Raw genomic sequence first — 25,686 nt, forward strand, 5'->3', positions numbered from 1 at the left:
TTGCCCTCCGTATGCGATCGATCGTCTACTCCCGCACCGGTGACTCCTCCGTCCTCTCCCTCGTCGATCGGGAGGAGCGGGCGCCGGGCGCCGGCGAGGTCCGCGTCCGCGTCCTGGCGTCGGGCGTGAATCCGACCGACTGGAAGGCACGCGCCGACGGCGACCTCGCGTTCGACGAGGTCGTCCCGAACCAGGACGGCGCCGGTGTCGTCGAGGCGGTCGGCGAGGGCGTCGAGGGCCTGGCCGTCGGCGACCGGGTCTGGATGTACCTCTCCGCGCACCGCCGCCCCACCGGTACCGCGCAGGAGTCGGCGGTGCTCGCCGCCGAGCACGTCGTGCGCCTGCCCGAGGGCGTCGGCACCGACGTCGCCGCGAGCCTCGGCGTCCCCGCGATGACCGCCCACCGCGCCCTCACCGTGCACGAGCACGGCCCCTCCCGCCTCGCGCCCGGCGCCCTCGCCGGCCGCACCGTCCTGGTCCAGGGCGGCGCCGGAGCCGTCGGGCACGCCGCGATCCAGCTCGCGGTCTGGGCCGGGGCGACCGTCATCGCGACGGTGAGCAGCGACTCCAAGGAGCGGCTCGCCCGTGCGGCCGGCGCGCAGCACGTACTGCAGTACCCGGACGACGCGCTCGCCGACCGGATCCGCGAGCTCGCCCCCGAGGGCGTCCAGCACGTGGTCGAGGTCGCCCCGGCTCAGAACGCCGCGCTCGACGTCGAGGTGCTCGCCAACCACGGCAGCATCGGGTACTACGCGAACAACAACGGCGACGAGTTCACCGTGCCGATCGTCGCGAGCTTCGCGAAGAACGCCCGCTGGCAGGGCCTGCTGCTCTACACCGTGGGCGAGGAGGCGCTGCAGGCCGCGGCCGAGGACATCACCGCGGCGCTCGTCGACGGCGCGCTCCCGGTGGGCGAGGAGGCGGGCCTCCCGCTGACCTGGTTCCCGCTCGAGGAGACCGCGGCCGCCCACGACGCGGTCGAGCAGGGCGCGACGGGCAAGGTGCTCATCCGCGTCGCCGACTGACCGGGAGGGCTCGCCTCCGATCGACGACCGGCCGGATCATCCCCGGAGCGGGGGCGAGACCCGGACGGTCGAGCGGTCGGCCAGGCCGGCCACGAGCTCGGCGAGCGCCTCCTCCGCCGTGCGGGTCGGCGCCCAGCCGAGCTCGGCGCGGGCGCGCTCGGTCGACATCACCGGGACGTTGCCCGCGATGTCGAGCCAGCCCGCGTCGGTGCGCTGCAGGCGCAGGTGCCAGGTCGCGGTGACGACGGAGCGGAGCAGCCCGAACGGCACCGTGACCAGGCGGGCGCCGAAGGCGTGCGCCAGCCGCTCCGGCGTGAGGACCGGCTCGGCCGCGATGTTGAAGGCCCCGCCGGCGCGCCGGTCGAGCGCGCGCCAGAAGGCGTCGGCCACGTCGTCGGCGTGCACGCCCTGGAAGACGATGCTCCGCGGCAGCGGCAGGACCGGGATCCGGACCGCCTTCAGCCACCGCGTCGGGTAGTGGGGACCGGCGAAGAGCCCGGCGATCTCCGTCGCCGCTCCGCGCTGGAAGACGAGCCCCGGGCGCAGGCGTGCGACGACGATCTCGGGGTGCCGCTCCTCGAAGGCGTCGAGCTGCCGCTCGTTCGCGGCCTTGTGGCGGCTGTAGGTCGAGGTGTGCAGGCCGCCCGTGGGCCAGTCCTCGGTCACCCGGATCGACTTCGGCGCCGCGCTGTAGGCACCCACGGACGAGGCGACGGCGACCTGGCCGACTCCCGCGGCGGCGACCGCCTCGAGCACGGCCGCGGTGCCTCCGACGTCGACCAGCCGCTGGAACGGCTCGTCGTGGCTGGGCTGCAGCGCCCAGGCGAGGTGCACGACGGCGTCGACGCCGGCGAAGGCCTCGCGGAGCCGCCGCGGGGCGACGCTCGACGCGAGGTCGATCTCGACCCAGCGCACGTCGCGGTACTCCTCCGAGCGGAGCCGAGGGGCCCGGCGGGCGATGCCCACGATCTCCTCCACCCCGGCTTCGCCGTGCAGGCGCCGCAGCAGCGCCGTCCCCAGGTTGCCGGTCGCCCCGACGATCGCGATCCGCATGGCGTCATCCCTCCGGGAGCGGCGCACGCCGGCCCCCTCCTCCGAGGCTAGGCAGGGGTGCCGCCGCGGAGGAGCCGCTTGACAGCGGGGACGACGGGACGCTCGGCGGGGACCGCCGGCCGCCGGCGGGGTGGACGCTCCTCCCCAGGGCGGATGCGGCCTAGACCACGGCGGGAGCGGGCGCATCCCCCCGCGCGGCCGGCCGCCGATCCCTAGCCTGGGACGATGCTGCCGACACCGCCCCGCCGCGTCCTCCCCGTGCGACACGAGGTCGAGGGCGTCACGCTGCGGACGGTCGACACCGGTCCGGCCGGAGCGGGCGCGGTGTTCGTCCTGATCCACGGGATCGGGATGTCGCACCACACCTTCTCGCCGCTCGCCGCCCGCCTGAAGCGGCACGGCCGGGTGATCGGCGTCGACCTCGCCGGCTTCGGCGCGAACGCGCGCCCGCGGCGGAGGGTCGGCCTCGAGGACCACGCGCGGCAGGTCGAGCAGGTCCTCCGCGGACTGGGCGTCTCGCGCGCGGTCGTCGTCGGGCACTCGATGGGGTCGCAGGTGGCGGTCGAGCTGGGGCTGCGCGCGCCCGGCCTGGTCGGCGGTGCGGTGCTCATCGGGCCGGTGGTGGATCCGCAGCGGCCCGGAGCGGTCCGCCAGGGGCTCGCGCTGCTGCGGGACTGCCTCGGCGAGCCGGTGGGCGTCGACGCGATCCTGCTGGCCGACTACCTGCGCGGCGGCCTGCGCTGGTACCTGCGCCAGCTGCCCGAGATGCTGCGGCATCCGGTGCAGGAGCGCGTCGCCCGGCTGGAGGTGCCGGTCCTCGTCGCCCGCGGCCTCGACGATCCGATCGCCACCCGTGACTGGTGCGAGCGGCTCACGGCCCACGCGCGCGAGGGGCGGCTCGTCGAGTTCGCCGGCTCGCGCCACGTCGTCCCCCGCACCGAGCCCGGAGCGCTCGCCCGCGAGATCCTCCGCTTCGCCGCTGCGCTCGGCGAGAGGCCCGCCGCCCCGCTCCCCCTCCGGTCGGAGCCGGCCGCATGAGCCGGCTCCGGCGCCTGGTCCGCGACGCCGTCTGGTGGATCCGCGACTACGCCTACGCCGTCGCCTGGCAGGTGCGCGGCGTTCTCTCGCGCCGTGCCCCGGACGACTACCTCGACGGCGACCGGCGGCCCGTCGTGGTCCTGCCGGGGATCTGGGAGACCTGGTCCTTCCTCCGCCCGATCATCGATCCGCTGCACGAGCGCGGGCACCCTCTCCACGTGCTGACGAGCCTCGGCCGCAACGGCCGCCCGGTCGCCCGGACGGCCGAGGACGTGGCCGCCTACCTCGCCGAGCACGGGCTCCGCGACGTGGTGATCGTCGCCCACAGCAAGGGCGGACTGATCGGCAAGTACGTGATGACCGAGCTCGACCCGGACGGCCGGGTCGACCGGATGGTCGCCGTGGCGACCCCGTTCGGCGGCTCCCGCTACGCGCCCTACCTGGTCCTCCGGAGCCTGCGCGCCTTCTCGCCGCGCGACGCCACGACCCTGCTGCTGTCGAGCCGCTCCGGAGCGAACGCGCGGATCACGTCCGTGTTCGGCCTCTTCGATCCGCACATCCCCGAGGGCAGCATGCTCGAGGGCGCGGTCAACGTCCGGATCGAGACCGGCGGGCACTTCCGCATCCTGAGCGACCCCGAGACGCTCACCGCGGTCGTCACGGCGGTCTCGGCGGAGGAGCGCGCCGACGGAGAGGCGCCCTGACGACGGCGGAACCCCTGACGACTCCGTAGCAACCCGCGTCGCCGCGGCGGAACCCCCTGGCGCCTCCGGCCCGCGAGGCGGAGCGTGGAGCCATGCCCGCCTCCTCCACCGGCCCGACCCAGCTCCTCCTCGTCCGTCACGGCGAGAGCCTCGCCAACATCGCGGCGAGCGCCGCCGAGGCCTCGGGGGCGCACGAGATCGCCGTCGACCGCCGCGACCCCGACGTCGAGCTCTCCCCCGCCGGCGAGGAGCAGGCGCGCGCGCTCGGCCGCTGGCTGGCCGAGGAGGCGCGGCCCGCCTCCGCCTGGACGTCGCCCTACCGCCGCGCCTCCGCGACCGCCCGCCTCGCCCTCGGCGAGGCGAGCATCGACCTGCGGCTGCGCCCCGACGAGCGCCTGCGCGACCGCGACCTCGGCGTCACCGACCGCCTCACCTCCGTCGGCGTGCGGGCCCGGATGCCCGAGGAGGCGGCGCGGCGCGAGTGGCTCGGCAAGTTCTACTACCGGCCGCCGGGAGGCGAGGCCTGGACGGACCTCGCGCTCCGCGTCCGCGCCTTCGTCGACCACCTCGCCGTCGCCGCGCCTCCCGGGCCGGCGATCCTCTTCTGCCACGACGCGGTCGTCCTCGTTCTCCGCTACGTCCTCGAGAGCCTCTCCGAGCACGAGCTGCTCGACATCGGCGCCTCGACGCCCGTCGCCAACGGCTCCGTCACCCGTCTCGTCCGCGACGGCGATGCGTGGCGCCTCGAGCTCTTCAACCGCACGTCCCACCTCGAGCGCTCCGGCGCCCCCGTCACCCGGCACGACGACCGCGCGGCCGGAGAAGGAGACCCTCATGAGTGACCTCGTCTCCCGCGCCCTGCTCGAGCAGCGCTGGCCCCTCCCGGAGCCCGGAGGCTCGAAGCACTCCCGCGGCGACGTGGTCGTCGTCGGCGGCGCCCGCAAGACGCCCGGCGCCGCGATCCTCGCGGGGATCGCCGCGCTGCGGACCGGCGCGGGTCGCATCACGCTCTGCGTCGCCGAGTCGGTCGCGTCGGCCACCGCGGCCGCGCTGCCGGAGTGCGGAGTGGTCCCGCTCGCGGAGACGCGCACCGGCTCCGTCTCGGGCCGCGGGCTCGACGTCCTGGCCGGCGAGCTCTCCTCCGCCGACATCGCCCTGATCGGACCCGGCCTGGACGACCCGCGCGCGACCGCCGCGACCCTCCGTGCCCTCGCTCCGCTCCTCGACGATGTGCCGGCCGTGCACCTCGACGCCTTCCCGCTCGGGGTCCTGCCCGGGCAGCGCCGTCTCGCGCGGAGGCTCGCGGGCCGGCTCCTGCTGACCCCGAACTCGGAGGAGGCGTCCCGGCTCCTCGGCGAGGAGGTCGACGACGTCGAGCGGGCCGCCCTCGCTGTCGCCGAGCGCTACGGCGCGGTGGTGAGCCTGTTCAACACGATCGCCTCGCCCGACGGCGCCGCGGTGCGGATCGAGGGCGAGCACCCCGGGCTGGCCACAGCGGGCAGCGGCGACGTGCTCGCCGGAGCGACGGCGGGCCTGCGCGGGCGCGGCGTCGACCCGATGGGCGCGGCCGCCTGGGGCGCGTTCCTGCACACGGAGGCGGACACGCGCCTCTCCGCGCGGATCGGCCCGGCCGGGTACCTCGCGAGCGAGATCCCGGGGGAGTTCCCGCGCGTGCTGGCGGGCTGAGCGGGGCGGGTGCGCTGAGGACGGCAGTCGTTCCGAGGCGGGCCGGCGGTGCGAGCGCCCCGGACCGAGCCTGCAGCGCGAGCCCCGGCGGTCACCGTGACCGCGGCGTCGACCTCAGCGCGCGACGTCGGCGACCGAGAACGCCACTCCCGGCGTGATCAGGATCGAGGTCTCGCGGGGCTCGCCTTCGCCCTGGTTCACCGTGATCCAGCGCGACGCGGAGCCGTCCAGGGCGCGGTCGATGCTCTCGCGCACCTCCGCGGCCGACGTCTCGCTCAGGCTGAACGGCGCTCCGCCGTAGATGATCTCGACGCGCTTCACAGCATGCTCTCCTCGCTCTGACGGGCGGTCCCGTGGGGCTCCTCGCTGATCCGCAGCCCGTGCGCCGTGTGCGAGTCGGCGAGAAGCTGGCGGATCCAGTCCGGGTTGATGTTCGGGGCACGGCCGCCGTGGTACTTGAAGCGCAACGGGATGGCGGGGTGCAGCCAGATCGAGGTGCGTCCGTCGCCGACCGCCTGCGAGTCCTTCCACGAGAAGTAGAAGGACTCGTTGCGCGCGAGCTTCGAGCCGATCACGATCTGCAGGTGCGCCAGCAGACGGTCGTCGAAGTCGGCCTCGAGGGTCGAGTCGTAGATCAGTCGCCCCATCAGGCGGTTCTCCGTTCGGGAAGTCGCCCGTCCGCGAAGGATCGGGCGGAGTCGTGAGTGTCGATCCTACCGGCGCCCCGGATGCTCACCAGGAGTCGTCCTCGCCGTGGAAGTGCGGGATCTCGGTGTCGACGGCGGAGAGGGGCCCGGCGCCGCCGTCCTCCTCGGCCACGGGGTGCGAGACGCCCAGGCGGGCCGTCTCGCGGGTGAAGCGCTCGACGAGCTCCTCGTCGAGCAGCTCCTCGGCTCCGTCGTCCTCGGACTCCGAGAACAGCTGGCTCGCCGGTCCGATCAGCAGCGCCGCCCGTCCGGGCCGGCCGGACTCCTGGCGGATCGGGATGTCGACCGTGATCGACCCCTTGGTGAGCGCCAGCGCCTCCGCGTAGGCCAGCAGCGACCGCGCGATGGCGGTACCCGTCAGCACGGAGCTGCCGGCGTAGTGGATGCGTTCCATGCCTCCTTCCTACTCCTCGGGCGGCCGCCCGGTCAGCGGTTGCGCGGTCGAGGCGGGGAGCGCTAGCGCCGCGTCGATCCGGCGGTCGAGCGCGTCGCGGACGGCCGGCCACTCGGCCGCGAGGATCGAGTGGACGGCCGTGTCGCGCCACGAGCCGTCGGCCCGCCGCTGGTCGTGGCGGAGCACCCCCTCGAACACGGCGCCGAGACGGAGGATCGCGGCCCGCGAGCGCGCGTTCACCGCATCCGCTTGGAGCTTCACCCGCTCGTAGCCGCTGTCGAAGGCGAGCCCGAGCACCAGCCGCTTCGCCTCCGGGTTCACGACGGTGCCCCACGTCTCGGGCGCGTAGGCCGTCCAGCCGAGGTGGGCCGCCTCGCGCGCCTCGTCGAAGTCGGCCAGCGAGGTCGTGCCGACGACGCGTCCCTCCTGCAGCACGGCGAACGGCAGGCCCGTGCCCCAGGGGTAGTAGCGGTCGACGAAGGCGCGGAACTCCTCCGGGGTGCCGGGGAGGCCGGACGGTCCTCCTCCGTAGCCGCCGGCGAACACCTCCGGACGCCCGATCGCCCGCCCGAGCGGCTCGACGTGCTCGACGGCGAGCGGCTCGAGGACGATCGAGCGGCCGACGAGCGTGACGGGACCGGGGCGGCGGGGACTGCTCATGCGATCAGTGTGGGGCACCGTGCCAGCATGGCTCCATGAGCACCGCCGCGCTGTTCGAGTCCGCCGCCGCCGCCCTCGTCGGCCTGCTCGCGCAGGTGCGGGAGGACCAGTGGGAGCAGCCGGGGCTCGGTGTCTGGGACGTCCGCGGCCTCGCGGGACACGCCTCGCGGGCGGTGCTGACCGTCGAGGCGTACCTCCTCGCTCCGGAGCCGCCCGAGCCGACCATCGAGGACGCGCTCGACTACTACGCCGCGCTGGCCGGGAACGTCGCCGACCCCGCGGCGGTGGCGCGGCGCGGGGTCGAGGCGGGGCTGCTGCTCGGCGACAGGCCGGCTCAGGCGCTGGCGGAGGCGGCGGGCCGCGCGGTCGAGCTGGTCGCCGCCCAGCGTCCCGGCCGCCTCGTCGCCGTGGGCGGCCACGCGATCGAGCTGGACGAGTACCTCCGGACCCGGCTGCTCGAGCTGGTCGTGCACACGCTCGACCTCTCGCGGGCCACCGGGATCCCGCACGTGCTGCCCGGCGAGGCCGTCGAGGCGTGCTGCGCGCTGACCGGCGGGCTGGCCGCTCGAGCCGGACGCGGCGAGGAGCTCCTGCTCGCGCTGAGCGGGCGGGAGCCCCTCGCCGCGGGGTTCTCGGTGGTGTGAGGGCGCCGGCCCTCCGGCTGCGGGTTCTGCGCGGCGCCGGCCCTCAGGCCACGGCGAGAGCGGCGACCGGCGACACCTTCGTGGCGCGGCGGGCGGGCAGCACGGCCGAGACGACCGTGATCACGACGCCCACCACGAGCACCGCCACCAGGATCGGCACCGGGACGGTCGGCGGGATCAGTCCGATGCCCGGCAGCGAGCCGAACACCGAGATCGCGCCGCACCAGCCGTAGACGATCCCGAGCACGATGCCGAGCACCGCGGCAGCGACGATCATCTGCGCCGCCTCGAGCACCACCATCGACCGCACCTGCGAGCCGGTGAAGCCGAGCGCGCGGAGCAGGCCCAGCTCGCGCCGGCGCTGCAGCACGCTGAGCGACAGCGTGTTGACCATGCCGACGGCGGCCAGGACGACCGAGAAGCCGAGCAGGACGCTCATCACCGCGGTGCTCACCTGGATGAACTGCTCGAACGCCGCGATCACCTCGGGGTTCGTCTCGCCCGAGCGCTCCATGATCGTGCCGAAGGTGGCGGCGGCGACCGCGAACATCGTGACCAGCGACACTCCGATGACCAGTCCGATGACGGCGCGGGCGCTGCGCGCCGGATTGCGGACGGCGTTGGCGGACGCCAGTCGGGCGACGGGGCCCCGGCCGAAGGCGCGGCCCACGAGGGCCGTGAGCGGAGGGAGCAGGACGGGCGCCCCGAGGATCACGCCGGTGAAGGACGCCATGCCTCCGACCAGCCCGAGCAGGACGCCGCCGGGGTTGGCGAGCCCGAGGACCACGCCGGCGGCGAGCAGCAGCGCGCCGACCACGACGAAGACGATCGCCGTGACGTTGCGGGCGGTGCGGCCGCGCAGCTCCTCGTAGCGGGGCTCGGCGGAGGATCCGGCGGCCTGCGACGGCGCGACCGCGAGCACGCGGCGCGATCCGGACCACGAGGCGATGACCGTCGAGGCGACCACGGCGATCAGCGGCAGCACGAGGCCGGGCGAGACGAGCGGGTAGTCGAAGCGGGGCAGGGTGCCGCTCCGGATGGCGAGCTCCGCGGCGAGCGCCACGAGAGCGACGCCGGCGACCAGGCCGATCGCCGCTCCGAGGAGCCCCTGCAGGAGGCCCGTGCGGACGATCCCGCTGCGCAGCGACCGGCCGGAGGCGCCGAGCAGGCGCAGCAGGGCGATCTCGCGGGTGCGCCCGGCGATGACGGTCGAGACCGCGTTGGCCGTGACGATCCCGCCCACGAACACCGCGATGCCGAAGAAGACGGCGCCGACCATCCCGAGCATGAGGGCGACCTGGCCGATGCCGTCGATCCCCGCCGCCGCGAAGGCCGCGACCATGTCGGCGATGACCTGCACCAGCACGGCGCCGAACGCCGCGGCGAGTGCGGCGACGGTGACGATGGCGCCCCCGCCCTGGCTCGAGCCCGTGCGCACGCCGCTCACGCCGCGCCCTCCATCGTGAGCATCGCGCGCGAGATCTCCTCGGCGCTCATCCCGCGGCGGTCGTCGACCACGGCCCCGTCGCGGAGGAAGACGATGCGGTCGGCGTAGGCCGCCGCGATCGGGTCGTGGGTGACCATGGCGATCGACTGGCCGTACTCCCGGGTGGAGGCCCGGAGCAGGCTGAGGACCTCGCGGCCGGTGCGCGAGTCCAGGTTGCCGGTGGGCTCGTCGGCGAAGATCAGCTGCGGCCGGGTGGCGAGGGCGCGGGCGATCGCCACGCGCTGCTGCTGCCCGCCCGAGAGCTCGTGGGGCCGGTGCGTGAGGCGCTCGCGGAGCCCGAGGGACTCGATCAGCCGGGCGATCCACTGCTCCTCGTCGCCGGTCACGGAGCGGCCGTCGAGCTCGAACGGGAGGCGGATGTTGCCGCGCACGTCGAGCGTGGGGACGAGGTTGAAGGCCTGGAAGACGAAGCCGACGCTGCGGCGGCGGAGCACGGTCAGCTCGGCGTCGCTCATCGAGGTGATCTCGGCGTCCCCGAGGAACACGCGGCCGGAGGAGGCGGTGTCGAGGCCGGCGAGGACGTGCATGAGCGTCGACTTGCCGGATCCGCTGGGGCCCATCACCGCGGTGAACTCGCCCCGCTCGATCGAGAGCGTGACGTCGTCGAGGGCGACGACGGGCGGCGTGCTGCCGTAGAGCTTGCGCACGCCCTCGACGCGCGCCACGACGGAGGAGGTCTGGTTCTGCATGTCCTCGACGCTACGGAGGCACCCGTGTCGCCGGCGTCGTCCGCAGTGGCTCGCGGCATCATCCCTCCGGCGGACCCGCGATGGTCCTCCGGGGTCAGCGGGGCCGGAGTCCCGCCCGGCGGAGGGCGAGGGCCGCCAGCGCGGCGGTGACGGCGGGGTCGCCGGTCCTCCAGCCCGCGGCGGCCTCCGGGTGCGCGGCGAGGATGTCGCGGGGGGACGCCTGGGTGAGCGCGCGCAGGGCCAGCAGCTCGGTTCCGCCGCCGGTCGAGCCGAGGGCGCGCAGCTCGGCGGTCCGGCGGGCGAAGCGGAGCCGGGGCCGGAGCCAGAGCACGGCCAGGAGCAGGAGCGGGAGGCCCCCGACGGCGAGCCCGGCGACCACGGCCAGGGCGCTCGCGAGCTGCTGCTGGTCGCGTCCGGCGGCGGCGAGCACGGAGCCGGCCCCGCTCGCCTCGTCGAACGGCGCGCGCACGGCGTCGCCGAGCAGGGGGATGCCGCCGAGGGTGGTCCCGGCGTCGCTCATGGTCGAGCCGAAGCCGCTGCCGGCGCTCTCGAGCCGACGGCCGATCTCGGCCAGGCCGGCGATCAGCGAGCCGACCGCGATCCCCGCGGCGATCGCCACGACGGCCACGCCGAGAGCGAGGGCGTCGGCCAGGATCTGCCGCGCGCGGACGGCCGGGAGGTCGGCGTAGATCTGCATGCGCCGATTATCCGGCGCGCTCGGCGGCGGTCGTGTCCACACCGGAGGAAGGATTCGTCGAGAGGGCCCGGGATCCGCGTCTCTCCGCGAGGTCACCGATGTTCTTCCTCCGTTGTGACCACGTCGGCCGCCTCCGAGAGGGCTGCCCGGCCCGGCTCCTCGCCGCCTCTAGTCGAGCAGGTCGTGCAGCACGACGACCTGCTCGCGCTCCGGGCCGACGCCGATCGCCGAGAACCGGGCGCCGCTCATCGCCTCGAGCGCGCGCACGTAGTCCTGCGCGGTCTGCGGCAGGTCCGAGAACTCGCGGCAGCCGGAGATGTCCTCCTGCCAGCCGGGGAACTCCTCGTAGATCGGCTTCGCGTGGTGGAAGTCGCTCTGCGAGACCGGGACCTCGTCGTGGCGCACGCCGTCGACGTCGTAGGCGACGCAGACGGGGATGGTCTCGAGGCCCGAGAGCACGTCGAGCTTGGTGAGGACGAAGTCGGTGACCCCGTTGATCCGCGCCGAGTAGCGGGCGATCGGGGCGTCGTACCAGCCGCAGCGGCGCGGGCGGCCGGTCGTGGTGCCGAACTCGAAGCCCTGCCGGCGGAGGTACTCGCCCCACTCGTCGAAGAGCTCGGTCGGGAACGGTCCGGCGCCGACGCGGGTCGTGTACGCCTTGATGACCGCGATGACGCGGTCGATGCGGTTCGGCGCGACTCCGGAGCCGGTGGCCGCTCCTCCCGAGGTCGCGTTGGAGGAGGTGACGAACGGGTAGGTGCCGTGGTCGACGTCGAGCATCGTGGCCTGGCCGGCCTCGAACAGCACTGTCCTGCCCGCGTCGAGCGCCTGCGAGAGGACGAGCGACGTGTCGGCGACCATCGGGCGGAGGCGCTCGGTGTACTGCAGCAGGTCCTCCAGCACCTGCTCGACCAGGATCGCGCGGCGGTTGTAGACCTTCACCAGCAGGTGGTTCTTCTGGTCGAGGGCGCCCTCGACCTTCTGACGGAGGATGTTCTCGTCGAAGAGGTCCTGGATGCGGATGCCGACGCGGTTGATCTTGTCGGCGTACGCCGGGCCGATGCCGCGGCCGGTGGTGCCGATCTGGCGCTTGCCGAGGAAGCGCTCCGTCACCTTGTCGAGGGTGCGGTGGTAGCTGGTGATGACGTGCGCGTTGGCGCTGACGAGCAGCTTCGACACGTCGACGCCGCGGGCGCTCAGCGCCTCGAGCTCGTGGAACAGCACCTCGATGTCGACGACGACGCCGTTGGCGATGACCGGGACGACGCCCGGGGTGAGGATGCCGGAGGGGAGCAGGTGCAGGGCGTACTTCTCGTCACCCACCACGACGGTGTGCCCGGCGTTGTTGCCGCCGTTGAACTTCACGACGTAGTCGACGCGGCTGCCGAGGAGGTCGGTGGCGCGTCCCTTGCCCTCGTCGCCCCACTGGGCGCCGGTGATGACGATTGCTGGCATGGCGTGTCCTTCTCGACGGGAGGGGCGGGGGTGGGCGGGTGCGGCGCGGCAGTCGTGCCGCCTCCGCGCGACCAGCCGCTCGATTCTAGCGGAGGGGCCGGAGGACGGCTCCAGCGCGCGGGGGCGGCACCGCGGACTCCCCCGGCTCCGGGCCGGCACCGCGGACGCATCGCCGAGCAATGCTCTCGATCCCGTCATGCGCAGTTCACACGCGGCGCATAGATTCGAGGACGTTCCCACTCCACTCATCACGCGAACAGGACCACGATGCGCAGACTCCGCGCCGCAAGCCTCCTCGCCGTCGTCGCACTCGGAGCCGCCACCGCCGCTCCGATCGCCTCGGCCGCCCCTCTCGACGACGGCGTCGAGCTCACCCTGGTGTCGACGACCGACACGCACGGGCACGTCTACGACTGGGACTACTTCGCGAACGCGCCGTACCCGGCCGACGGTGCGCTCGGCCTCACCCGCGTCGCGACCGAGGTCGACCGCCTCCGCGCCGAGAAGGGCGAGGAGTCCGTGCTCGTCATGGACAACGGCGACGCGATCCAGGGCACGCCGCTCACCTACTACTACGGCCTCGGCGACGGCGCCGCAGGCGTCCTCTCCGGCGAGACGACGCACCCGATGGCCACCGCGTTCAACACCATCGGCTACGACGCGCAGGTCGTCGGCAACCACGAGTACAACTACGGGCTCGACATGCTCAGCGCGTACGAGGGCGACCTGAACGCCCCGCTGCTGGGCGCGAACGTCCTCGACGTCGCCACCGGCAAGCCGTACCACGACCCCTACACGCTGATCGAGCGCGAGATCGACGGGAAGACGGTCACCGTCGGCGTCCTCGGCCTCGTCACCCCCGGCGTCCGCGTCTGGGACAAGCAGTACGTCGACGGCGTCCTCGAGTTCCAGGACATGGTCGCCGCCGCGAAGCAGTGGGTCCCGATCGTGCAGGAGCAGGCCGACGTGGTCGTCGTCCTCGCGCACACCGGCCAGGGCACGGTGCCGGACGCCGAGTACGACGCCGCCGACCTCAACGAGGACGTCGTCAACAACATCGCGACGCAGGTCCCCGGGATCGACGTGGTCGTCGCCGGCCACAGCCACAAGGACCTGCCGCAGACGCTGTTCACCAATGTCGCCGGCGAGCAGGTGCTGGTCACCCAGCCCGAGTTCTGGGCGCAGGGCCTCACCGAGGTCACCCTGAACCTGATGCCGGACGCCGCGGGCGGCCTCGAGGTCGACTGGTCGGCCGGGAACGCACCCGTCACGCAGCCCGTCTACGCGAAGGACATCGCCGAGGAGTCGCCCGCACTGGTCGACGCCCTCGCCGAGCAGCACGCCGCCACGATCGAGTACGTGAACACCCCCGTCGCCGACTCGGTCGAGGAGCTCTCGGCCGCGACCTCGCGCTACGAGGACACCCCGATCATCGACTTCATCAACACCGTCCAGGCCGAGACCGTCGAGACGGCGCTCGAGGGCACCGAGTGGGCAGACCTGCCGGTGATCTCGCAGGCGTCGCCGTTCTCGCGCACCGCCGTCTTCCCGAAGGGGCAGGTCAGCATCCGCGACATCGCGGGCCTGTACATCTACGAGAACACCCTCCGCGGAGTGGAGCTGACCGGAGCCGAGGTGCGCGACTACCTCGAGTTCTCGGCCCGCTACTTCGTGCAGACCGCCGAGGGCGCCGTGTTCGACCCCGAGACCGGCACCAACGCGACGACCGAGGACCGCCCCGACGGCATCCCGGACTACAACTACGACGCGATCTCGGGCCTGGACTACGTGATCGACGTCTCCCAGCCCGCCGGCTCGCGGATCCGCGGTCTCGCCCACGCCGACGGCACCCCGGTCGCCGACGACGAGCGCTTCGTGATGGCGGTCAACAACTACCGCCAGAGCGGCGGAGGCGCCTACCCGGCCGTCGCGCAGGCACCGCTCGTCTACGACGAGCGTCTCGAGATCCGCCAGCTCCTCATCGACTGGTCGACCGCCCGCGGCGTGATCGACCAGGCCGACTTCTACGACCCCAACTGGTCGCTGACGACGGAGCCCGCCGCCGAGGTCCCGGTCACCCCGGCGCCGACCGAGCCCGGCACCCCGACGGAGCATCCCACCACCGCTCCGTCGCCGCACCCCACCACCACGGCGGCCCCCGTCGCGGGAGGCTCCGGCCCGGGCTCGCTCGCGAACACCGGCGCCGACGCGGCCGGCCTGATCGGCGGAGCCCTCGTGCTGCTGCTGTCGGGTCTCGCGCTGGTCGTCGCGCGACGCCGCCTCGCGGCCTAGCCGAGCAGGGCACGGGCGGCGGTCGGCGGGGTCTCCCGCCGGCCGCCGTTCGTCGTTCCGGAGGATCGCGGGACGATCGGGCCGCGGACCGGCGGCTCAGTCCCCGCGGCGTCGCGACCGGCGGGCCCGCCAGGCCGAGAACGCCCCGGTCGACCAGAGCGCCCAGACCACCAGCAGGGGCTGGAAGACGAGCCGCACCGCGCGCGCCGCGTCCGTCTCGAGGCCGAACGCCGGCGTCCGCGTCACCAGCTGCGAGATGTTCCCCGGGAAGACCGCGACGAAGAACGCGGCCACCACGACTCCCACGATCACGCGCCACCGCACGAGCACGACGAGCGCGAGCCCGAGCGCGATCTCGACGACGCCCGACGCGACGACCACCAGGTCCGGGTCGGCCGGCAGCCACGGCGGGACCTGCGCCTGGAAGGCCTGACGCGCGACCGTCAGGTGCGCCGTGCCGGCCGTGACGAGCAGCAGGCCCAGGAGGATGCGGGCGAGAGTGCGCGGGAGGGAGCGGCGTCCTCCGTCGGTCGCTGTGGCGGCGGTCATGCCCCCAGTCTGCGCTCGGAGCCCGCTCGCGCCGACCGCGAGCGCGTTCCGGCGGCGCCCCGTATCCTCGTTACCGCCCCGTCCGCAGACCGTGAAACGAGTTCCATGAGCACCCTGCCCCGCCTGATGGCCTTCGACCTCGACGACACCCTCGCCGCCTCGAAGTCCCCCGTCGACCCGGCGATGGCCGACCTCTTCGTGAAGCTGCTCCAGGCCACCGAGGTGTGCATCATCTCGGGCGGCCAGATCGGCCAGTTCCGGATGCAGGTGCTCGACCGCCTCGAGGGCGCCGACCCCGAGGTGCTCGCGAAGCTGCACCTCATGCCCACCTGCGGCACGCAGTACTACCGGTACGAGAACGGCGACTGGGCGCAGATCTACGCCGAGAACCTCACCGAGGACGAGAAGTCGCGCGCGCTCGCCGCCGTCGAGGAGAAGGCGAAGGAGCTCGGCTACTGGGAGTCCGAGACCTGGGGCCCGATCCTCGAGGACCGCGACTCGCAGATCACCTTCTCGGCCCTCGGCCAGTCCGCACCCGTCGAGGTCAAGCAGGCCTGGGACCCGGACGGCGAGAAGAAGAACACCCTCCGCGAGGCCGTGCAGGCCGTGCTCCCCGACCTCGAGGTCCGCTCCGGCGGCTCGACGTCGGTCGACATCACCCGCAAGGGCATCGACAAGGCGTACGGGATGAACAAGCTCACCGAGCTGACGGGCATCCCTCTCGACGACATGATCTTCGTCGGCGACCGCCTCGACCCGGACGGCAACGACTACCCCGTCAAGGCGATGGGCGTCGAGTGCTTCGCCGTCGAGGGCTGGCACGACACCGCCGCGTACCTCCGCTCCTACGGCCTGTAGCCGCTCCGCGCGAGACGTTCCGGGATCCCCTGCTGCGGCGGGGGATTCCGTGCATCCGGGGGTCGTCGCAGGCCTCGGGCGCTGGACGTCGTGGGCGGTGCGCGTCCAGCTGCCGTCAGGCGTCGGCGCCCCCTCGCGGGTCCTGTGCACCCGCGCGTCCAGGCGCTGCGCAGGCGGGCACCGTCAGGCGTCCGGTGCTCCGTCGGGGCCTCGGGCGCAGCGCGTCCGGGCTCGGCCGGTTCGGGGGTCTGCGCGTCCGGGCCCTGCGCGTCCCGGCCGCTGTCAGACGTCCTCGTTCAACGATCCGGACGCCGTGCCGTCGAGGGCGAGGCGGAGCCGTTTCGGCAGGTTCGCGACCACGATCGCGTGCGACTCCTCGATGAGCTCGAGCACCAGCTCGGGCTCCACGGTCCCGCCGGCGTCGACCGTCACCCAGTGCTTCTTGTTCAGGTGGTAGCCGGGCTCGATCCCGTCGACCCCCGCGACCAGGTGCACCACGTTCTCGGGCAGCGCCTTCACGCTCACGACCGGCCGCCCGAACCGCTCCGACTCGAGCGCGAACACCTTCCCCGCGACCTTCCACACCCGGATCCCCTCCCCGAACGGGAACCCCGCCTCCGCTCCCGGAAGCCCCTCGAGAAGCCGCTCCACCGCCCCGCCGTCCATCCCCCCATCCTGCCGCAGCCCTCAGGTGCCGCCTAGAGCACCCACCAGCCACCCGAGGCCGGACGCGCGCCGAACGCACGTCCGTACCCCCGCGCCCGAAGCGGCTCGTGCCGAAGGCACGGCCCGACCCTCCAGCACCCGCACCACGCTCGTGCCGCAACCACGGCCCGACTCCTCCACCCCGACCAGGCTCGCGCCGCAGGCACGGCCCCCGCACTCCCACGCGAGCAGGCTCGTGCCGTAGGTACGGCCCCCCGCTCAAGCCCTCCACGGCCGCTCGTGCCCCCGGCACGGCGCCCCGCGCTCGTGCCGCAGGCACGGCGCCCACCCCACCAGCACAGGGCTAGGCGGCGTCCGGGTGCGGTTCTGGCAAGGCGGAGGAGGAAGCCGTAGCGGCGCTACGGCGCCCGACGACAACGCCGCCAGAACCGCACCCGGGCGGCGCCTAGTCGTTGCCGAGGATGATGATGGCGGCGGTAGGGGGTAACGCGTCCTCGTGGTACCGCTCGATCTCCTCGATGGCGATCGGGTCGGCCTGCTGAAGGAACTGGGTGAGGCGGGTGACCTCCTCGGTCTCGCCGATGGAGTCGGCGGCGCGGCGGAGGGCGTACAGGGAGAGCAGGAATCCGCGGTTGGGTCCGTGGCGCCAGGGGATGGGGCCCTGGCCGCGCCAGCCGGCTCCGCGGAGGAGGTCGAGGCCGCGGTGGTAGCCGACGCGGGCGTAGGCGTAGGAGGGGAGGGCCGCGTCGATGCCCCAGACGCTGTCGGCGAGCAGTGCCCAGGCCAGCGGGGAGCGCGGGTGGGCGGCGGCGAGGGCGGCGAATTCGACGGCTCCCGGGTTCGCGTGCTTCGCGAGGGCCGCGGTGACCGCGGGCTCGTCGGGGAGGAGGGTCGGTTCGGGGCCCAGCAGGTTCTCGCCACTCATGCCTCCCAGGCTATCCCGCTCGAGGCTGTGCGGGTCCGGGGTCCGGCCGTCCGGCGCACGACGGTCGTCCCTCCACAGGGGCGTCAGCGGAGGGAGCCGGGCGGTTCGCCGGTCGTCGCCGTCGTGCGCGGGGGTGCCGCCGATAGCATCGACCCATGGCGACGAACCGCAGTGAAGTCGAGGCCTGGCTCACGGACATGGACGGCGTGCTGGTGCACGAGAACAAGGCGCTCCCCGGCGCGCCCGAGCTGATCCAGGAGTGGACCGATTCGGGCACCCCGTTCCTGGTGCTGACGAACAACTCGATCTTCACGCCACGGGATCTGGCGGCGCGGCTGCGCGGGTCGGGGCTGCACGTGCCGGAGGAGCGGATCTGGACGAGCGCTCTGGCGACGGCGGACTTCTGCGCGTCGCAGAAGCCGGGCGGGAGCGCGTTCGTGATCGGCGAGGCGGGGATCACCACCGCGCTGCACGAGGCGGGCTTCATCATGACGGAGACGGCGCCGGACTACGTGGTCGTGGGCGAGACCCGCAACTACAGCTTCGAGGCGATCACGAAGGCGATCCGCCTGATCGTCGCGGGTGCGCGCTTCATCGTCACCAATCCCGATGCGACGGGGCCGAGCGCCGAGGGCGTGCTCCCGGCGACGGGGGCGATCGCGGCGCTCATCACGAAGGCGACGGGCAAGGATCCGTACGTGGTCGGCAAGCCGAACCCGATGATGTTCCGCTCGGCGATGAACAAGATCGGCGCGCACAGCGAGAACACCGGGATGATCGGCGACCGGATGGACACCGACATCGTCGCGGGCATCGAGGCGGGCCTGCACACCGTGCTGGTGCTGACGGGGATCAGCGACGAGGCCGAGATCGAGCGCTACCCGTTCCGCCCGGACGAGGTGCTGAGCGGGGTGCACGAGCTCCTGTCGTCGGAGCCGTTGGAGTCGGAGTTCCCGCCGGATTCGGCGGTCTGAGTCCCGGCGGCCCGGCAGCGGGCCGGGCGCCGGTTGCTGACACGGCACCGCGGCTCGCGGGGGTCAGAAGCGGACGTGCTGCAGCACCCAGGCGTGCATCGCGACGGCTGCCGCCGCCGAGGCGTTGATCGACCGGGTCGAGCCGAACTGTGTGATCTCGAGCACGGCCTCCGAGGCGGCGATCGCCTCCTCCGAGAGGCCGGGTCCCTCCTGCCCGAACAGCAGGAGGCAGCGCTCGGGGAGCCGGTAGGTCTCGAGCGGCACGCAGCCGGGGACGTTGTCGACGGCGAGGAGGGGCACGTCCGCCTCCGCGGCCCACTGCACGAGGTCGGCCACCGTCTCGTGGTGCTGGACGTGCTGGTAGCGGTCGGTGACCATCGCGCCGCGCTTGTTCCAGCGCCGCCGGCCGACGATGTGGACGCCTTCCGCGCCGAACGCGTTGGCGCTGCGGACGATCGAGCCGATGTTCATGTCGTGCTGCCAGTTCTCGATCGCGACGTGGAACGGGTGCCGCGTGCGGTCGAGCTCCGCGACGATCGCGTCCATCCGCCAGTAGCGGAACCGGTCGACCACGTTGCGCGCGTCGCCGCGCTCCAGCAGCTCCGGGTCGAGGCGGTCGTCCTCGGGCCACTCCCCCTGCCAGGGGCCGACGCCGTTCGTGGTGAGCTCCACGGAGGCGGTGGGTCCGGTCGCGGGGGTCGCCTCGTTCTCCTGCACGACGAGCGATCCTACTGGGCGCTCCGCGGCTCGGCCGGGTGCACCGGGCCGGTGCCCGGCGGCATCCTCCGAGGCCCGAGGGACGGCGCGCGTCAGGCCGCGGGAGTGCCGGCGAGGGAGCCGGTCAGCTCGCCGCCGCCCGCCCGGTCGACGAAGCAGTAGTAGCTGCGCTCGCCCGCGTCCCACTGCTCCTGGGTGACGGGGAACGCACCGGCGACCTGCACGTCGCCGTAGGTCTCGGCCGCCGCGACGTCCACGACGCCCTGCGCCTGGCAGAGCGAGGAGACGGTGACGGCCAGAGCGTCCTGGCCGGGGAACGCCGCGTCGGTCAGCTCCGCCGTGGCGACGAGCTGGGCGGAGTGAGCCGCCGCGCAGTCCACGACGGTGAACTCCTCCGCCCAGACGGAGTCGAAGGGATCGACGCACTCGCCGCCGAGGAGCGCGCTCCAGGCCCAGGTGCCGACGGGCAGCGGTCCGACGGTCGGGAGGGTCGCGGTCGGCGTGGGCGAGGGGGTCGGCTCCGCCGTGGGCGTCTCGCTGACGACAGGGGCGGCCTGCGGCTCTGCTCGGCCGCCGGCGCTCCCGACGGCGATGCCGATCGCGAAGAGCCCGGCGAGGAGGATCACCGCACCCGCCGCGATCAGGCCGATCAGGAGCCGGCGTCGGCTGAGCGTGCGCCACGCGGGTGCTGCGGCGGGCGCCGAGTCGCGCTCGCGGCTCTCGGGTCGGGACCGGGCGGAGCGGCGCTTCCGCGGCGGAGCGGCGTTGACGTGGGCGGCCGCGGGAGCGGTGCGGAAGGGTGCGGGCTCGGCGCGGTCGGCGGGCTCGGCGGCCGGCTCGAGGTTCCACGAGTAGGCGCCGGCGGTCTCGCGCCACAGCTCCTCGTCGCCGCCGTCCTCGTCGGGCTCGTCATGCGGAGCGACGACCTGCTCCCACACGGGCGGCTGGTCCCAGTCCCCGCGCGGGTCGGGCCACTCGTAGACGGCGGGCGGAGTCGGCTCGCGCGGAGTCGGCGGGGTGGCGCCGACCGGGCGTCCGTCGGCGGGGTAGGGGACGCCGGAGCGGCCCGCCGGGTCGACGTCGGCCGAGGATCCGGCATCGGGCTCGTCGTCCGGCCGGTGCGCGCTGCGCAGTCCGGCGGGGGCGGTCGGCAGGTCGGCGGGAGGGTCGGTGTGCGGCAGGACCGGGCGCACGGAGTCCGCCCCGCGGCGGTGCACCTCGGTGCGGCCGGCATCGGTGGAGGCGTCGGAGCCGGAGCCGTCGGCGTTGTCGTCGCGGAGGGGGGCGAAGAACGCGTCGAAGGCGTCCTCATCGGACACGTCCGCGTCGGAGGCACTCGTGTCGCGGGCAGTCGTCCCACCGGCACCCGTCTCTCGGGCACCCGTCTCGCTGGCACTCGCCTCACGGGCACCCGTCTCGGGCGCTCCCATGGCGCGGGCTCCCGTATCGGGGGCTCCCGTGTCAGGGCCCGGAGAGCTCCGTCCCTCGGCGGGGACGCCGTCGCGGCCGGAGGAGCGCTCCGGCTCCGCGACCGTTCCGCGGTCGGCGTCGGCGTCCTGCTCCCCCACCGGAGCGGAGTCGTCCGCGGGGTTCGGGAGGTCGCCGCCGGCCTCCTCGGCGGCGGGCGTCGCACTCAGCACGGGCTCCCCCGGCCACAGGCCGACCGGAGCGGCAGGGGCACGGCGCGGCGCAGCGTCGGAGTCGGAGTCGCCCGAGGACGGTCCGGCCGCGTCGGCAGAGGAGGCCGACTCACTCGCAACGCTCCGCTCCTCCGCTGACGCGTGGGCCTCGTCGGCTGCGGACTCAGCAGGACCGGACGTCCGCTCCGCGCGCGACTCCTCCACGGGAGGGACGGGGCGGGGCGAGTCAAAGATGCTCTTCAGGCGGCCGCCGCTGAGCTGCTGGAGCAGCCACTCGCTGCTGCCGACGGGACGCTCCGGCTCGGCACGCTCCGGCTCGGCACGCTCCAGCTCGGAGGTCTCCGATCCGGCAGGCTCGGGCTCGCGGCCCTCCGGCTCCGGGTGCTCGCCGCCTCCCGGGCCCCCGCCGCGTCCCCCCTCGTCGACCATCAGCTCAGGCCGAGGTCGGCCAGACCGATCGCGGCGAAGTACGGGTAGCCGGCGTCCTCGATGATCTCGCGGGCCCCGGTCGCGCGGTCGACGACGACGGCGACTCCTGCGATCTCGGCGCCGACCTTCAGCAGGGCCTCGATCGCCTTCAGCGGCGAGCCGCCGGTGGTGGACGTGTCCTCGACGACGACGACGCGCTTGCCCTCGAGGTCGGGGCCCTCGACCTGCCGGCCGCGGCCGTGGTCCTTGGGCTCCTTGCGCACGACGAACGCGTCGTAGGCGAGACCGCGGGCGGCGCCCTGGTGGAGGATCGCGGCGGCGATCGGGTCGGCGCCCATGGTGAGGCCGCCGACGGCGTCGACGCGCTCGATCGGCGCGATGAGGTCGAGCATGACCTGCCCGATCAGCGGCGCGACGCGGTGGTCGAGGCTCACGCGGCGCAGGTCGACGTAGTACGACGCCTTCTTGCCGCTCGTGAGGGTGAAGTCCCCGTGGAAGACGGCGTCGGAGCCGATGTACTCGATGAGCTGCTGGCGTGCGTCGGTCACGCGCCTACTCTACGGGGCGACCCCTCCCCCGCTCGGGAGCGCGCCCGCTGCGGCGTGCTCGCCCGCCTCGTCGCCTCCTCCGCGGAACTGGGTCATGTACAGCTCGTAGTAGGCACCGCGCTGCTTCAGGAGCGCCTCGTGCGCGCCCTGCTCGACGATCCGGCCCGACTCCATCACCAGGATGGTGTCGGCGTCGCGGATCGTGGAGAGCCGGTGCGCGATGACGAACGAGGTCCGGTCGGTGCGGAGCGCGTTCATCGCGTGCTGCACGAGCAGCTCCGTGCGGGTGTCGACCGAGGAGGTGGCCTCGTCGAGGATCAGCAGCGACGGGTTCGCGAGGAACGCGCGCGCGATCGTGATCAGCTGCCGCTCGCCCGCCGAGACGCTGCCGCCGTCGGCGTCCAGCACCGTGTCGTAGCCGTCGGGCAGCTGGCGCACGAAGCGGTCGACCATGGTGGCCTTCGCCGCGTCGACGATCTCCTCGTCGGTCGCGTCCAGGCGCCCGTAGCGGATGTTCTCGCGGATGGTGCCCTGGAAGAGCCACGCGTCCTGCAGCACCATGCCCACGCGCGAGCGCAGATCGCCGCGCGCGAGGCTCGTGATGTCGACACCGTCGAGCAGGATGCGTCCTCCGGTGAGCTCGTAGAAGCGCATGACCAGGTTGACCAGCGTGGTCTTGCCGGCGCCGGTCGGACCGACGATGGCGACCGTCTGCCCGGGCTGCGCCGAGAAGGTCAGGTCCTCGATCAGCGGCTGCTCCGGGTCGTACGAGAACGAGACGCCCTCGAACTCCACGTGGCCGTCGGTGCGCTGCGGGAGCGACGCGGTCGCCGTCTCCGGCTCCTGCTCCTCGGCGTCGAGCAGCTCGAACGTGCGCTCGGCCGAGGCGACGCCGGACTGCAGCATGTTCGCCATGCTCGCCAGCTGGGTCACCGGCTGGGTGAACTCGCGCGAGTACTGGATGAACGCGGTCGCGTCGCCGAGCGTCAGCTGACCGGAGGCGACCCGCAGGCCGCCGACCACGGCGATGAGCACGTAGGAGAGGTAGGAGACGAAGGTCATCGCGGGCATGATCATGCCCGAGACGAACTGGGCGCCGAACGAGGCGGTGTAGAGGCTGTCGTTGCGGCGGTCGAACTCCTCGAGCATCTCGCGGTCGCGGCCGAAGGCGCGGACGATCTCGAGCCCGGAGAAGGTCTCCTCGATGTGGCCGTTGAGCGCGCCCGTGTTCTTCCACTGGGCGGCGAAGAGCTTCTGGGAGCGGGCGCCGATCACGCCCGCGATCACGCCCGAGAGCGGGATCGAGATCAGCGCGATCAGCGCGAGCTGCCACGAGACGATGAACATCATCGCGGCGATGCCGATGATGGTGAGCACCGACTGCACCAGCTGCGAGAAGGCCTGCTGCAGCGCGGTCTGGATGTTGTCGACGTCGTTCGTGACGCGCGACATCACGTCGCCGCGCTGCCGGGTGTCGAAGAAGCGCAGCGGGAGGCGGTTGAGCTTGGCCTCGATGTCCTGACGGAGGCCGAAGACCACCCGCATCACGAGGCCGTTGAGGATGTAGCCCTGCGCCCACATGAGCACCGACGCGACGACGTACATCAGCAGCACGATGATGATCAGGCGGCCGAGGACCACGAAGTCGATGCCCGCGCCGGGCACGATGTCGGTCTTGGCCAGCATGTCGGCGAAGGTGCCGTTGCCCGAGGCGCGCTGCTGCTCGATGATCTGCTCGAGCGGGACGCCGGCGGGGAGCTGCGAGCCGATCACGCCGTTGAAGATCGTGTCCATCGCCTGCCCGAGGATCTTGGGCGCGATGACGGTGAGGACGACCGACAGCGAGACCAGGGCGACCACGAGGACCATCCGGGCGCGCTCGGGGCCGAGCAGCGAGAAGAGGCGCTTGGCCGAGGGCCAGAAGTTCTGCGCCTTGCGGGCGGGCGGCCCGTCCCCGAACATGCCGCCGTCACCCTCGCCGGGCTCGAACTCGGGCTCGGGGGACGTCGTCTCCTCGGGGGCGGTGGTGTCGCGTGTGCGCGCCATCTCAGGACACTCCTTCGACGCTCAGCTGGGATTCGACGATCTCGCGGTAGGTCGCGTTCGTCTCGAGGAGCTCGTCGTGCGTGCCGCGGCCGACGACGCGGCCCGCGTCGAGCACGACGATCTGGTCGGCGTGGCGGATGGTCGACACCCGCTGGGCCACGATGATCACGGTCGCGTCGGTGGTGGCGTCGGCCAGCGACTCCCGCAGCCGCGCATCGGTCGCGACGTCGAGCGCCGAGAACGAGTCGTCGAACAGGTAGACCCGCGGCTTCGCGACGAGGGCGCGCGCGATGCAGAGCCGCTGGCGCTGCCCGCCGGAGACGTTGGTGCCGCCCTGCGAGACCGGCTCGTCGAGCCCGTGCTCCTTGCTCCGCACGAAGTCCTCGCCCTGGGCGATGCGCAGCGCCTCCCACAGCTCGGCGTCCGTCGCGTCGGGGCGGCCGAAACGCAGGTTCGAGGCGATCGTCCCCGAGAAGAGGTAGGGGCGCTGGGGCACGAGCCCGATCACCTCGGCGAGCTGCGCCCGGTCGAGGGAGGAGACGGGCACGCCGTCGATCGTGACGGTGCCCTCCTGCGGGTCGAACAGGCGCGGCACGAGGCCGAGCAGGGTGGTCTTCCCGGCGCCGGTGGAGCCGACGACGGCCGTGGTGCGGCCCGGCTCCGCGACGATGTCGATGCCCGAGAGCACGGGGCGCTCGGCGCCCGGGTAGCCGAAGACGACCCCGGAGAACTCGACGCGGCCGCGCGCGGGCGTCGGGACTCCGCCCTCGGGTGTGGTGAGGCTGGTGCGGGCGTCGAGCACCTGCTGGATCCGCTCGGCGCAGACGACCGCGCGCGGGATCATCATCACCATGAAGACGCCCATCATCACGGCGGTGAGGATCTGGAGGAGGTACTGCAGGAACGCGGTGAGCGAGCCCACCTGCATCTGACCGGCGTCGACCCGCTGCCCGCCGAACCACAGCACGGCCGCGGTGGCCAGGTGCAGGATCATCATGATCGCGGGGAACATCAGCACGAAGATGTTGCCGACCTTGATCGACACCTCGGTGATCGCCGCGTTGGCCTTGCGGTACCGCTCGGACTCGAACGGCTCGCGCACGAAGGCGCGCACCACGCGGATGCCCGTGATCTGCTCGCGGAGCACGCTGTTGATCCCGTCGATCCGGTCCTGCATGAGGCGGAACAGCGGCAGCAGCAGGAACACCAGGAAGCCGACCACGACGAACAGCAGCGGCACCGACACCCAGACCAGCCAGGAGAGGCCGGCGTCCTCGCGCAGGGCGAAGACGATGCCGCCGACGCACATGATCGGCGCGGACACCATGAAGTTGAGGGTCATCAGCACGAGCATCTGCACCTGCTGCACGTCGTTCGTGCCGCGGGTGATCAGGGTGGCCGTGCCGAAGCCGCCGACCTCGAGCCCGCTGAGCGAGTCGACGCGGCGGTAGACGTCGCGGCGCAGGTCGCGGCCGACGGACATGGCGGTGCGGGCGCCGAAGTAGACGGCTCCGATCGCCGCGGCGACCTGCACGACGCAGACGCCGAGCATGGTCATGCCGGTTCCCCAGATGAAGTCGGTGTCGCCGCGGCCGATGCCCTGGTCGATGATCTCGGCGTTGAGGCTCGGCAGGTAGAGCGCGGCGAGCGTCGCGACGAGCTGCAGCACGACGACGGCGGCCACCCAGCGCGCGTAGGGCTTCGCGTAGGCGGAGGCGAGGCGGAGCAGGATCATGGGTCCTCCGGAGGGGCGGAGCAGGAGCGGGAGGGGTGGGGACCGGGC

The 25,686-nt window shown here is 73.5% G+C and carries 26 protein-coding genes; 9 read left to right on the forward strand and 17 right to left on the reverse strand.

Annotation, left to right across the window (positions count from 1 at the left end; all coding sequences use genetic code 11):
- Positions 1–11 precede the first annotated feature (11 nt).
- The gene (locus tag C5D50_RS03255; RefSeq protein WP_104282706.1) at positions 12–1,025 is read left to right on the forward strand and encodes an NADPH:quinone reductase; all 1,014 of its coding nucleotides are present in this window, start codon (positions 12–14) and stop codon (positions 1,023–1,025) included.
- 36 nt (positions 1,026–1,061) lie between these two features.
- Here the strand turns inward: C5D50_RS03255 and C5D50_RS03260 are convergent, their stop codons facing one another.
- Positions 1,062–2,078 (reverse strand): NAD-dependent epimerase/dehydratase family protein, encoded by a 1,017-nt coding sequence (locus tag C5D50_RS03260; RefSeq protein ID WP_104282707.1) that lies wholly within the window; start codon positions 2,076–2,078, stop codon positions 1,062–1,064.
- A gap of 225 nt (positions 2,079–2,303) precedes the next feature.
- Here C5D50_RS03260 and C5D50_RS03265 point away from each other — a divergent pair, with 225 nt between their 5' ends.
- From C5D50_RS03265 to C5D50_RS03280, 4 genes are all read left to right on the forward strand, one after another.
- Positions 2,304–3,116 carry an alpha/beta fold hydrolase gene (locus C5D50_RS03265; RefSeq protein ID WP_104282708.1) on the forward strand — a complete coding sequence of 271 codons (813 nt, stop codon included), beginning with the start codon at positions 2,304–2,306 and terminating at the stop codon, positions 3,114–3,116.
- Complete coding sequence (locus C5D50_RS03270) at positions 3,113–3,820, forward strand: triacylglycerol lipase (RefSeq protein ID WP_104239324.1); 708 nt, start codon at positions 3,113–3,115, stop codon at positions 3,818–3,820. The genes C5D50_RS03265 and C5D50_RS03270 overlap by 4 nt, the downstream gene beginning before the upstream one ends.
- 92 nt (positions 3,821–3,912) lie before the next feature.
- The gene (locus C5D50_RS03275) at positions 3,913–4,662 is read left to right on the forward strand and encodes a histidine phosphatase family protein (protein WP_104282709.1); all 750 of its coding nucleotides are present in this window, start codon (positions 3,913–3,915) and stop codon (positions 4,660–4,662) included.
- Positions 4,655–5,506, forward strand: a complete 852-nt coding sequence (locus C5D50_RS03280; protein WP_104282710.1) for an NAD(P)H-hydrate dehydratase — start codon at positions 4,655–4,657, stop codon at positions 5,504–5,506. Before C5D50_RS03275 ends, C5D50_RS03280 begins: the two co-directional genes overlap by 8 nt.
- Positions 5,507–5,620: 114 nt before the next feature.
- Here the strand turns inward: C5D50_RS03280 and C5D50_RS03285 are convergent, their stop codons facing one another.
- The 4 genes from C5D50_RS03285 to C5D50_RS03300 form a co-directional block, all read right to left on the reverse strand.
- Positions 5,621–5,827 (reverse strand): hypothetical protein, encoded by a 207-nt coding sequence (locus tag C5D50_RS03285; protein WP_104274503.1) that lies wholly within the window; start codon positions 5,825–5,827, stop codon positions 5,621–5,623.
- Positions 5,824–6,153 carry an ATP-dependent DNA ligase gene (locus C5D50_RS03290; protein ID WP_104222776.1) on the reverse strand — a complete coding sequence of 110 codons (330 nt, stop codon included), beginning with the start codon at positions 6,151–6,153 and terminating at the stop codon, positions 5,824–5,826. Before C5D50_RS03290 ends, C5D50_RS03285 begins: the two co-directional genes overlap by 4 nt.
- 85 nt (positions 6,154–6,238) lie before the next feature.
- Positions 6,239–6,607: a hypothetical protein gene (locus C5D50_RS03295; RefSeq protein WP_104222777.1), complete on the reverse strand. Its 369-nt coding sequence runs from the start codon at positions 6,605–6,607 to the stop codon at positions 6,239–6,241.
- Positions 6,608–6,616: 9 nt separating this feature from the next.
- Entirely contained in the window at positions 6,617–7,267 is a 651-nt protein-coding gene (locus C5D50_RS03300; protein WP_104282711.1) for a GNAT family N-acetyltransferase, read from the reverse strand.
- Positions 7,268–7,302: 35 nt separating this feature from the next.
- Here C5D50_RS03300 and C5D50_RS03305 point away from each other — a divergent pair, with 35 nt between their 5' ends.
- Positions 7,303–7,911: a maleylpyruvate isomerase N-terminal domain-containing protein gene (locus C5D50_RS03305; protein WP_104282712.1), complete on the forward strand. Its 609-nt coding sequence runs from the start codon at positions 7,303–7,305 to the stop codon at positions 7,909–7,911.
- Positions 7,912–7,954: 43 nt separating this feature from the next.
- On the opposite strand, the gene C5D50_RS03310 is transcribed toward C5D50_RS03305, so the two are convergent.
- The 4 genes from C5D50_RS03310 to C5D50_RS03325 all read right to left on the reverse strand — a co-directional run bounded on the left by C5D50_RS03310 (position 7,955) and on the right by C5D50_RS03325 (position 12,259).
- On the reverse strand, positions 7,955–9,358 hold the full coding sequence (locus C5D50_RS03310; RefSeq protein ID WP_258069546.1) for an ABC transporter permease: 1,404 nt from the start codon (positions 9,356–9,358) through the stop codon (positions 7,955–7,957).
- Positions 9,355–10,107: an ABC transporter ATP-binding protein gene (locus C5D50_RS03315; protein WP_104222781.1), complete on the reverse strand. Its 753-nt coding sequence runs from the start codon at positions 10,105–10,107 to the stop codon at positions 9,355–9,357. Before C5D50_RS03315 ends, C5D50_RS03310 begins: the two co-directional genes overlap by 4 nt.
- Positions 10,108–10,201: 94 nt before the next feature.
- Complete coding sequence (locus C5D50_RS03320) at positions 10,202–10,804, reverse strand: hypothetical protein (protein WP_104225708.1); 603 nt, start codon at positions 10,802–10,804, stop codon at positions 10,202–10,204.
- Between the two features lie 168 nt (positions 10,805–10,972).
- Positions 10,973–12,259, reverse strand: coding sequence for an adenylosuccinate synthase (locus C5D50_RS03325; protein WP_104222783.1), 1,287 nt, complete (start codon positions 12,257–12,259; stop codon positions 10,973–10,975).
- 267 nt (positions 12,260–12,526) lie between these two features.
- Between C5D50_RS03325 and C5D50_RS03330 the strand changes: the two genes are divergently transcribed.
- Positions 12,527–14,551 (forward strand): bifunctional UDP-sugar hydrolase/5'-nucleotidase, encoded by a 2,025-nt coding sequence (locus C5D50_RS03330; RefSeq protein WP_104288926.1) that lies wholly within the window; start codon positions 12,527–12,529, stop codon positions 14,549–14,551.
- Positions 14,552–14,647: 96 nt separating this feature from the next.
- Here the strand turns inward: C5D50_RS03330 and C5D50_RS03335 are convergent, their stop codons facing one another.
- A complete protein-coding gene (locus tag C5D50_RS03335; RefSeq protein WP_104247486.1) occupies positions 14,648–15,100 on the reverse strand; it encodes a DoxX family membrane protein in 453 nt (150 codons plus the stop codon).
- Positions 15,101–15,205: 105 nt separating this feature from the next.
- Between C5D50_RS03335 and C5D50_RS03340 the strand changes: the two genes are divergently transcribed.
- Positions 15,206–15,958, forward strand: coding sequence for an HAD-IIB family hydrolase (locus C5D50_RS03340; RefSeq protein ID WP_104222786.1), 753 nt, complete (start codon positions 15,206–15,208; stop codon positions 15,956–15,958).
- A gap of 282 nt (positions 15,959–16,240) precedes the next feature.
- Here C5D50_RS03340 and C5D50_RS03345 read toward each other — a convergent pair whose 3' ends face one another.
- On the reverse strand, positions 16,241–16,624 hold the full coding sequence (locus C5D50_RS03345) for an MmcQ/YjbR family DNA-binding protein (RefSeq protein WP_104258040.1): 384 nt from the start codon (positions 16,622–16,624) through the stop codon (positions 16,241–16,243).
- A gap of 445 nt (positions 16,625–17,069) precedes the next feature.
- The gene (locus tag C5D50_RS03350) at positions 17,070–17,549 is read right to left on the reverse strand and encodes a DUF3151 domain-containing protein (protein ID WP_104234388.1); all 480 of its coding nucleotides are present in this window, start codon (positions 17,547–17,549) and stop codon (positions 17,070–17,072) included.
- Between the two features lie 155 nt (positions 17,550–17,704).
- On the opposite strand from C5D50_RS03350, the gene C5D50_RS03355 reads away from it, so the two are divergent.
- Complete coding sequence (locus C5D50_RS03355; protein ID WP_104225721.1) at positions 17,705–18,523, forward strand: HAD-IIA family hydrolase; 819 nt, start codon at positions 17,705–17,707, stop codon at positions 18,521–18,523.
- Between the two features lie 63 nt (positions 18,524–18,586).
- Here C5D50_RS03355 and C5D50_RS03360 read toward each other — a convergent pair whose 3' ends face one another.
- From C5D50_RS03360 to C5D50_RS03380, 5 genes are all read right to left on the reverse strand, one after another.
- Positions 18,587–19,240, reverse strand: a complete 654-nt coding sequence (locus tag C5D50_RS03360; RefSeq protein ID WP_104282714.1) for a TrmH family RNA methyltransferase — start codon at positions 19,238–19,240, stop codon at positions 18,587–18,589.
- Positions 19,241–19,332: 92 nt separating this feature from the next.
- Complete coding sequence (locus C5D50_RS16945; protein ID WP_146086869.1) at positions 19,333–20,559, reverse strand: septum formation family protein; 1,227 nt, start codon at positions 20,557–20,559, stop codon at positions 19,333–19,335.
- Positions 20,560–21,308: 749 nt separating this feature from the next.
- Complete coding sequence (gene pyrE / locus C5D50_RS03370) at positions 21,309–21,857, reverse strand: orotate phosphoribosyltransferase (RefSeq protein WP_104222804.1); 549 nt, start codon at positions 21,855–21,857, stop codon at positions 21,309–21,311.
- A gap of 9 nt (positions 21,858–21,866) precedes the next feature.
- The gene (locus C5D50_RS03375) at positions 21,867–23,903 is read right to left on the reverse strand and encodes an ABC transporter ATP-binding protein (protein WP_104282750.1); all 2,037 of its coding nucleotides are present in this window, start codon (positions 23,901–23,903) and stop codon (positions 21,867–21,869) included.
- Position 23,904: 1 nt separating this feature from the next.
- Entirely contained in the window at positions 23,905–25,638 is a 1,734-nt protein-coding gene (locus C5D50_RS03380; RefSeq protein WP_104239193.1) for an ABC transporter ATP-binding protein, read from the reverse strand.
- Between the last annotated feature and the right edge of the window lie 48 nt (positions 25,639–25,686).

The organism is Rathayibacter sp. RFBD1 (assembly GCF_002932915.1).
Taxonomy (GTDB): Bacteria; Actinomycetota; Actinomycetes; order Actinomycetales; family Microbacteriaceae; genus Rathayibacter.

What these genes read in the sequence shown, in the direction of transcription:
- C5D50_RS03290 (WP_104222776.1), bottom strand. Translation starts at nt 6,153, where the DNA reads ATGGGGCGACTGATCTACGACTCGACCCTCGAGGCCGACTTCGACGAC.
- C5D50_RS03320 (WP_104225708.1), bottom strand. Translation starts at nt 10,804, where the DNA reads ATGCAGATCTACGCCGACCTCCCGGCCGTCCGCGCGCGGCAGATCCTG.
- C5D50_RS03350 (WP_104234388.1), bottom strand. Translation starts at nt 17,549, where the DNA reads ATGAGTGGCGAGAACCTGCTGGGCCCCGAACCGACCCTCCTCCCCGAC.
- C5D50_RS03330 (WP_104288926.1), top strand. Translation starts at nt 12,527, where the DNA reads ATGCGCAGACTCCGCGCCGCAAGCCTCCTCGCCGTCGTCGCACTCGGA.
- C5D50_RS03280 (WP_104282710.1), top strand. Translation starts at nt 4,655, where the DNA reads ATGAGTGACCTCGTCTCCCGCGCCCTGCTCGAGCAGCGCTGGCCCCTC.
- C5D50_RS03340 (WP_104222786.1), top strand. Translation starts at nt 15,206, where the DNA reads ATGAGCACCCTGCCCCGCCTGATGGCCTTCGACCTCGACGACACCCTC.
- C5D50_RS03265 (WP_104282708.1), top strand. Translation starts at nt 2,304, where the DNA reads ATGCTGCCGACACCGCCCCGCCGCGTCCTCCCCGTGCGACACGAGGTC.
- C5D50_RS03300 (WP_104282711.1), bottom strand. Translation starts at nt 7,267, where the DNA reads ATGAGCAGTCCCCGCCGCCCCGGTCCCGTCACGCTCGTCGGCCGCTCG.
- C5D50_RS03325 (WP_104222783.1), bottom strand. Translation starts at nt 12,259, where the DNA reads ATGCCAGCAATCGTCATCACCGGCGCCCAGTGGGGCGACGAGGGCAAG.
- C5D50_RS03345 (WP_104258040.1), bottom strand. Translation starts at nt 16,624, where the DNA reads ATGGACGGCGGGGCGGTGGAGCGGCTTCTCGAGGGGCTTCCGGGAGCG.
- C5D50_RS03305 (WP_104282712.1), top strand. Translation starts at nt 7,303, where the DNA reads ATGAGCACCGCCGCGCTGTTCGAGTCCGCCGCCGCCGCCCTCGTCGGC.
- C5D50_RS03275 (WP_104282709.1), top strand. Translation starts at nt 3,913, where the DNA reads ATGCCCGCCTCCTCCACCGGCCCGACCCAGCTCCTCCTCGTCCGTCAC.
- C5D50_RS03335 (WP_104247486.1), bottom strand. Translation starts at nt 15,100, where the DNA reads ATGACCGCCGCCACAGCGACCGACGGAGGACGCCGCTCCCTCCCGCGC.
- C5D50_RS03380 (WP_104239193.1), bottom strand. Translation starts at nt 25,638, where the DNA reads ATGATCCTGCTCCGCCTCGCCTCCGCCTACGCGAAGCCCTACGCGCGC.
- C5D50_RS03375 (WP_104282750.1), bottom strand. Translation starts at nt 23,903, where the DNA reads ATGGCGCGCACACGCGACACCACCGCCCCCGAGGAGACGACGTCCCCC.
- C5D50_RS03295 (WP_104222777.1), bottom strand. Translation starts at nt 6,607, where the DNA reads ATGGAACGCATCCACTACGCCGGCAGCTCCGTGCTGACGGGTACCGCC.
- C5D50_RS03260 (WP_104282707.1), bottom strand. Translation starts at nt 2,078, where the DNA reads ATGCGGATCGCGATCGTCGGGGCGACCGGCAACCTGGGGACGGCGCTG.
- C5D50_RS03315 (WP_104222781.1), bottom strand. Translation starts at nt 10,107, where the DNA reads ATGCAGAACCAGACCTCCTCCGTCGTGGCGCGCGTCGAGGGCGTGCGC.
- C5D50_RS03255 (WP_104282706.1), top strand. Translation starts at nt 12, where the DNA reads ATGCGATCGATCGTCTACTCCCGCACCGGTGACTCCTCCGTCCTCTCC.
- C5D50_RS03270 (WP_104239324.1), top strand. Translation starts at nt 3,113, where the DNA reads ATGAGCCGGCTCCGGCGCCTGGTCCGCGACGCCGTCTGGTGGATCCGC.
- C5D50_RS03355 (WP_104225721.1), top strand. Translation starts at nt 17,705, where the DNA reads ATGGCGACGAACCGCAGTGAAGTCGAGGCCTGGCTCACGGACATGGAC.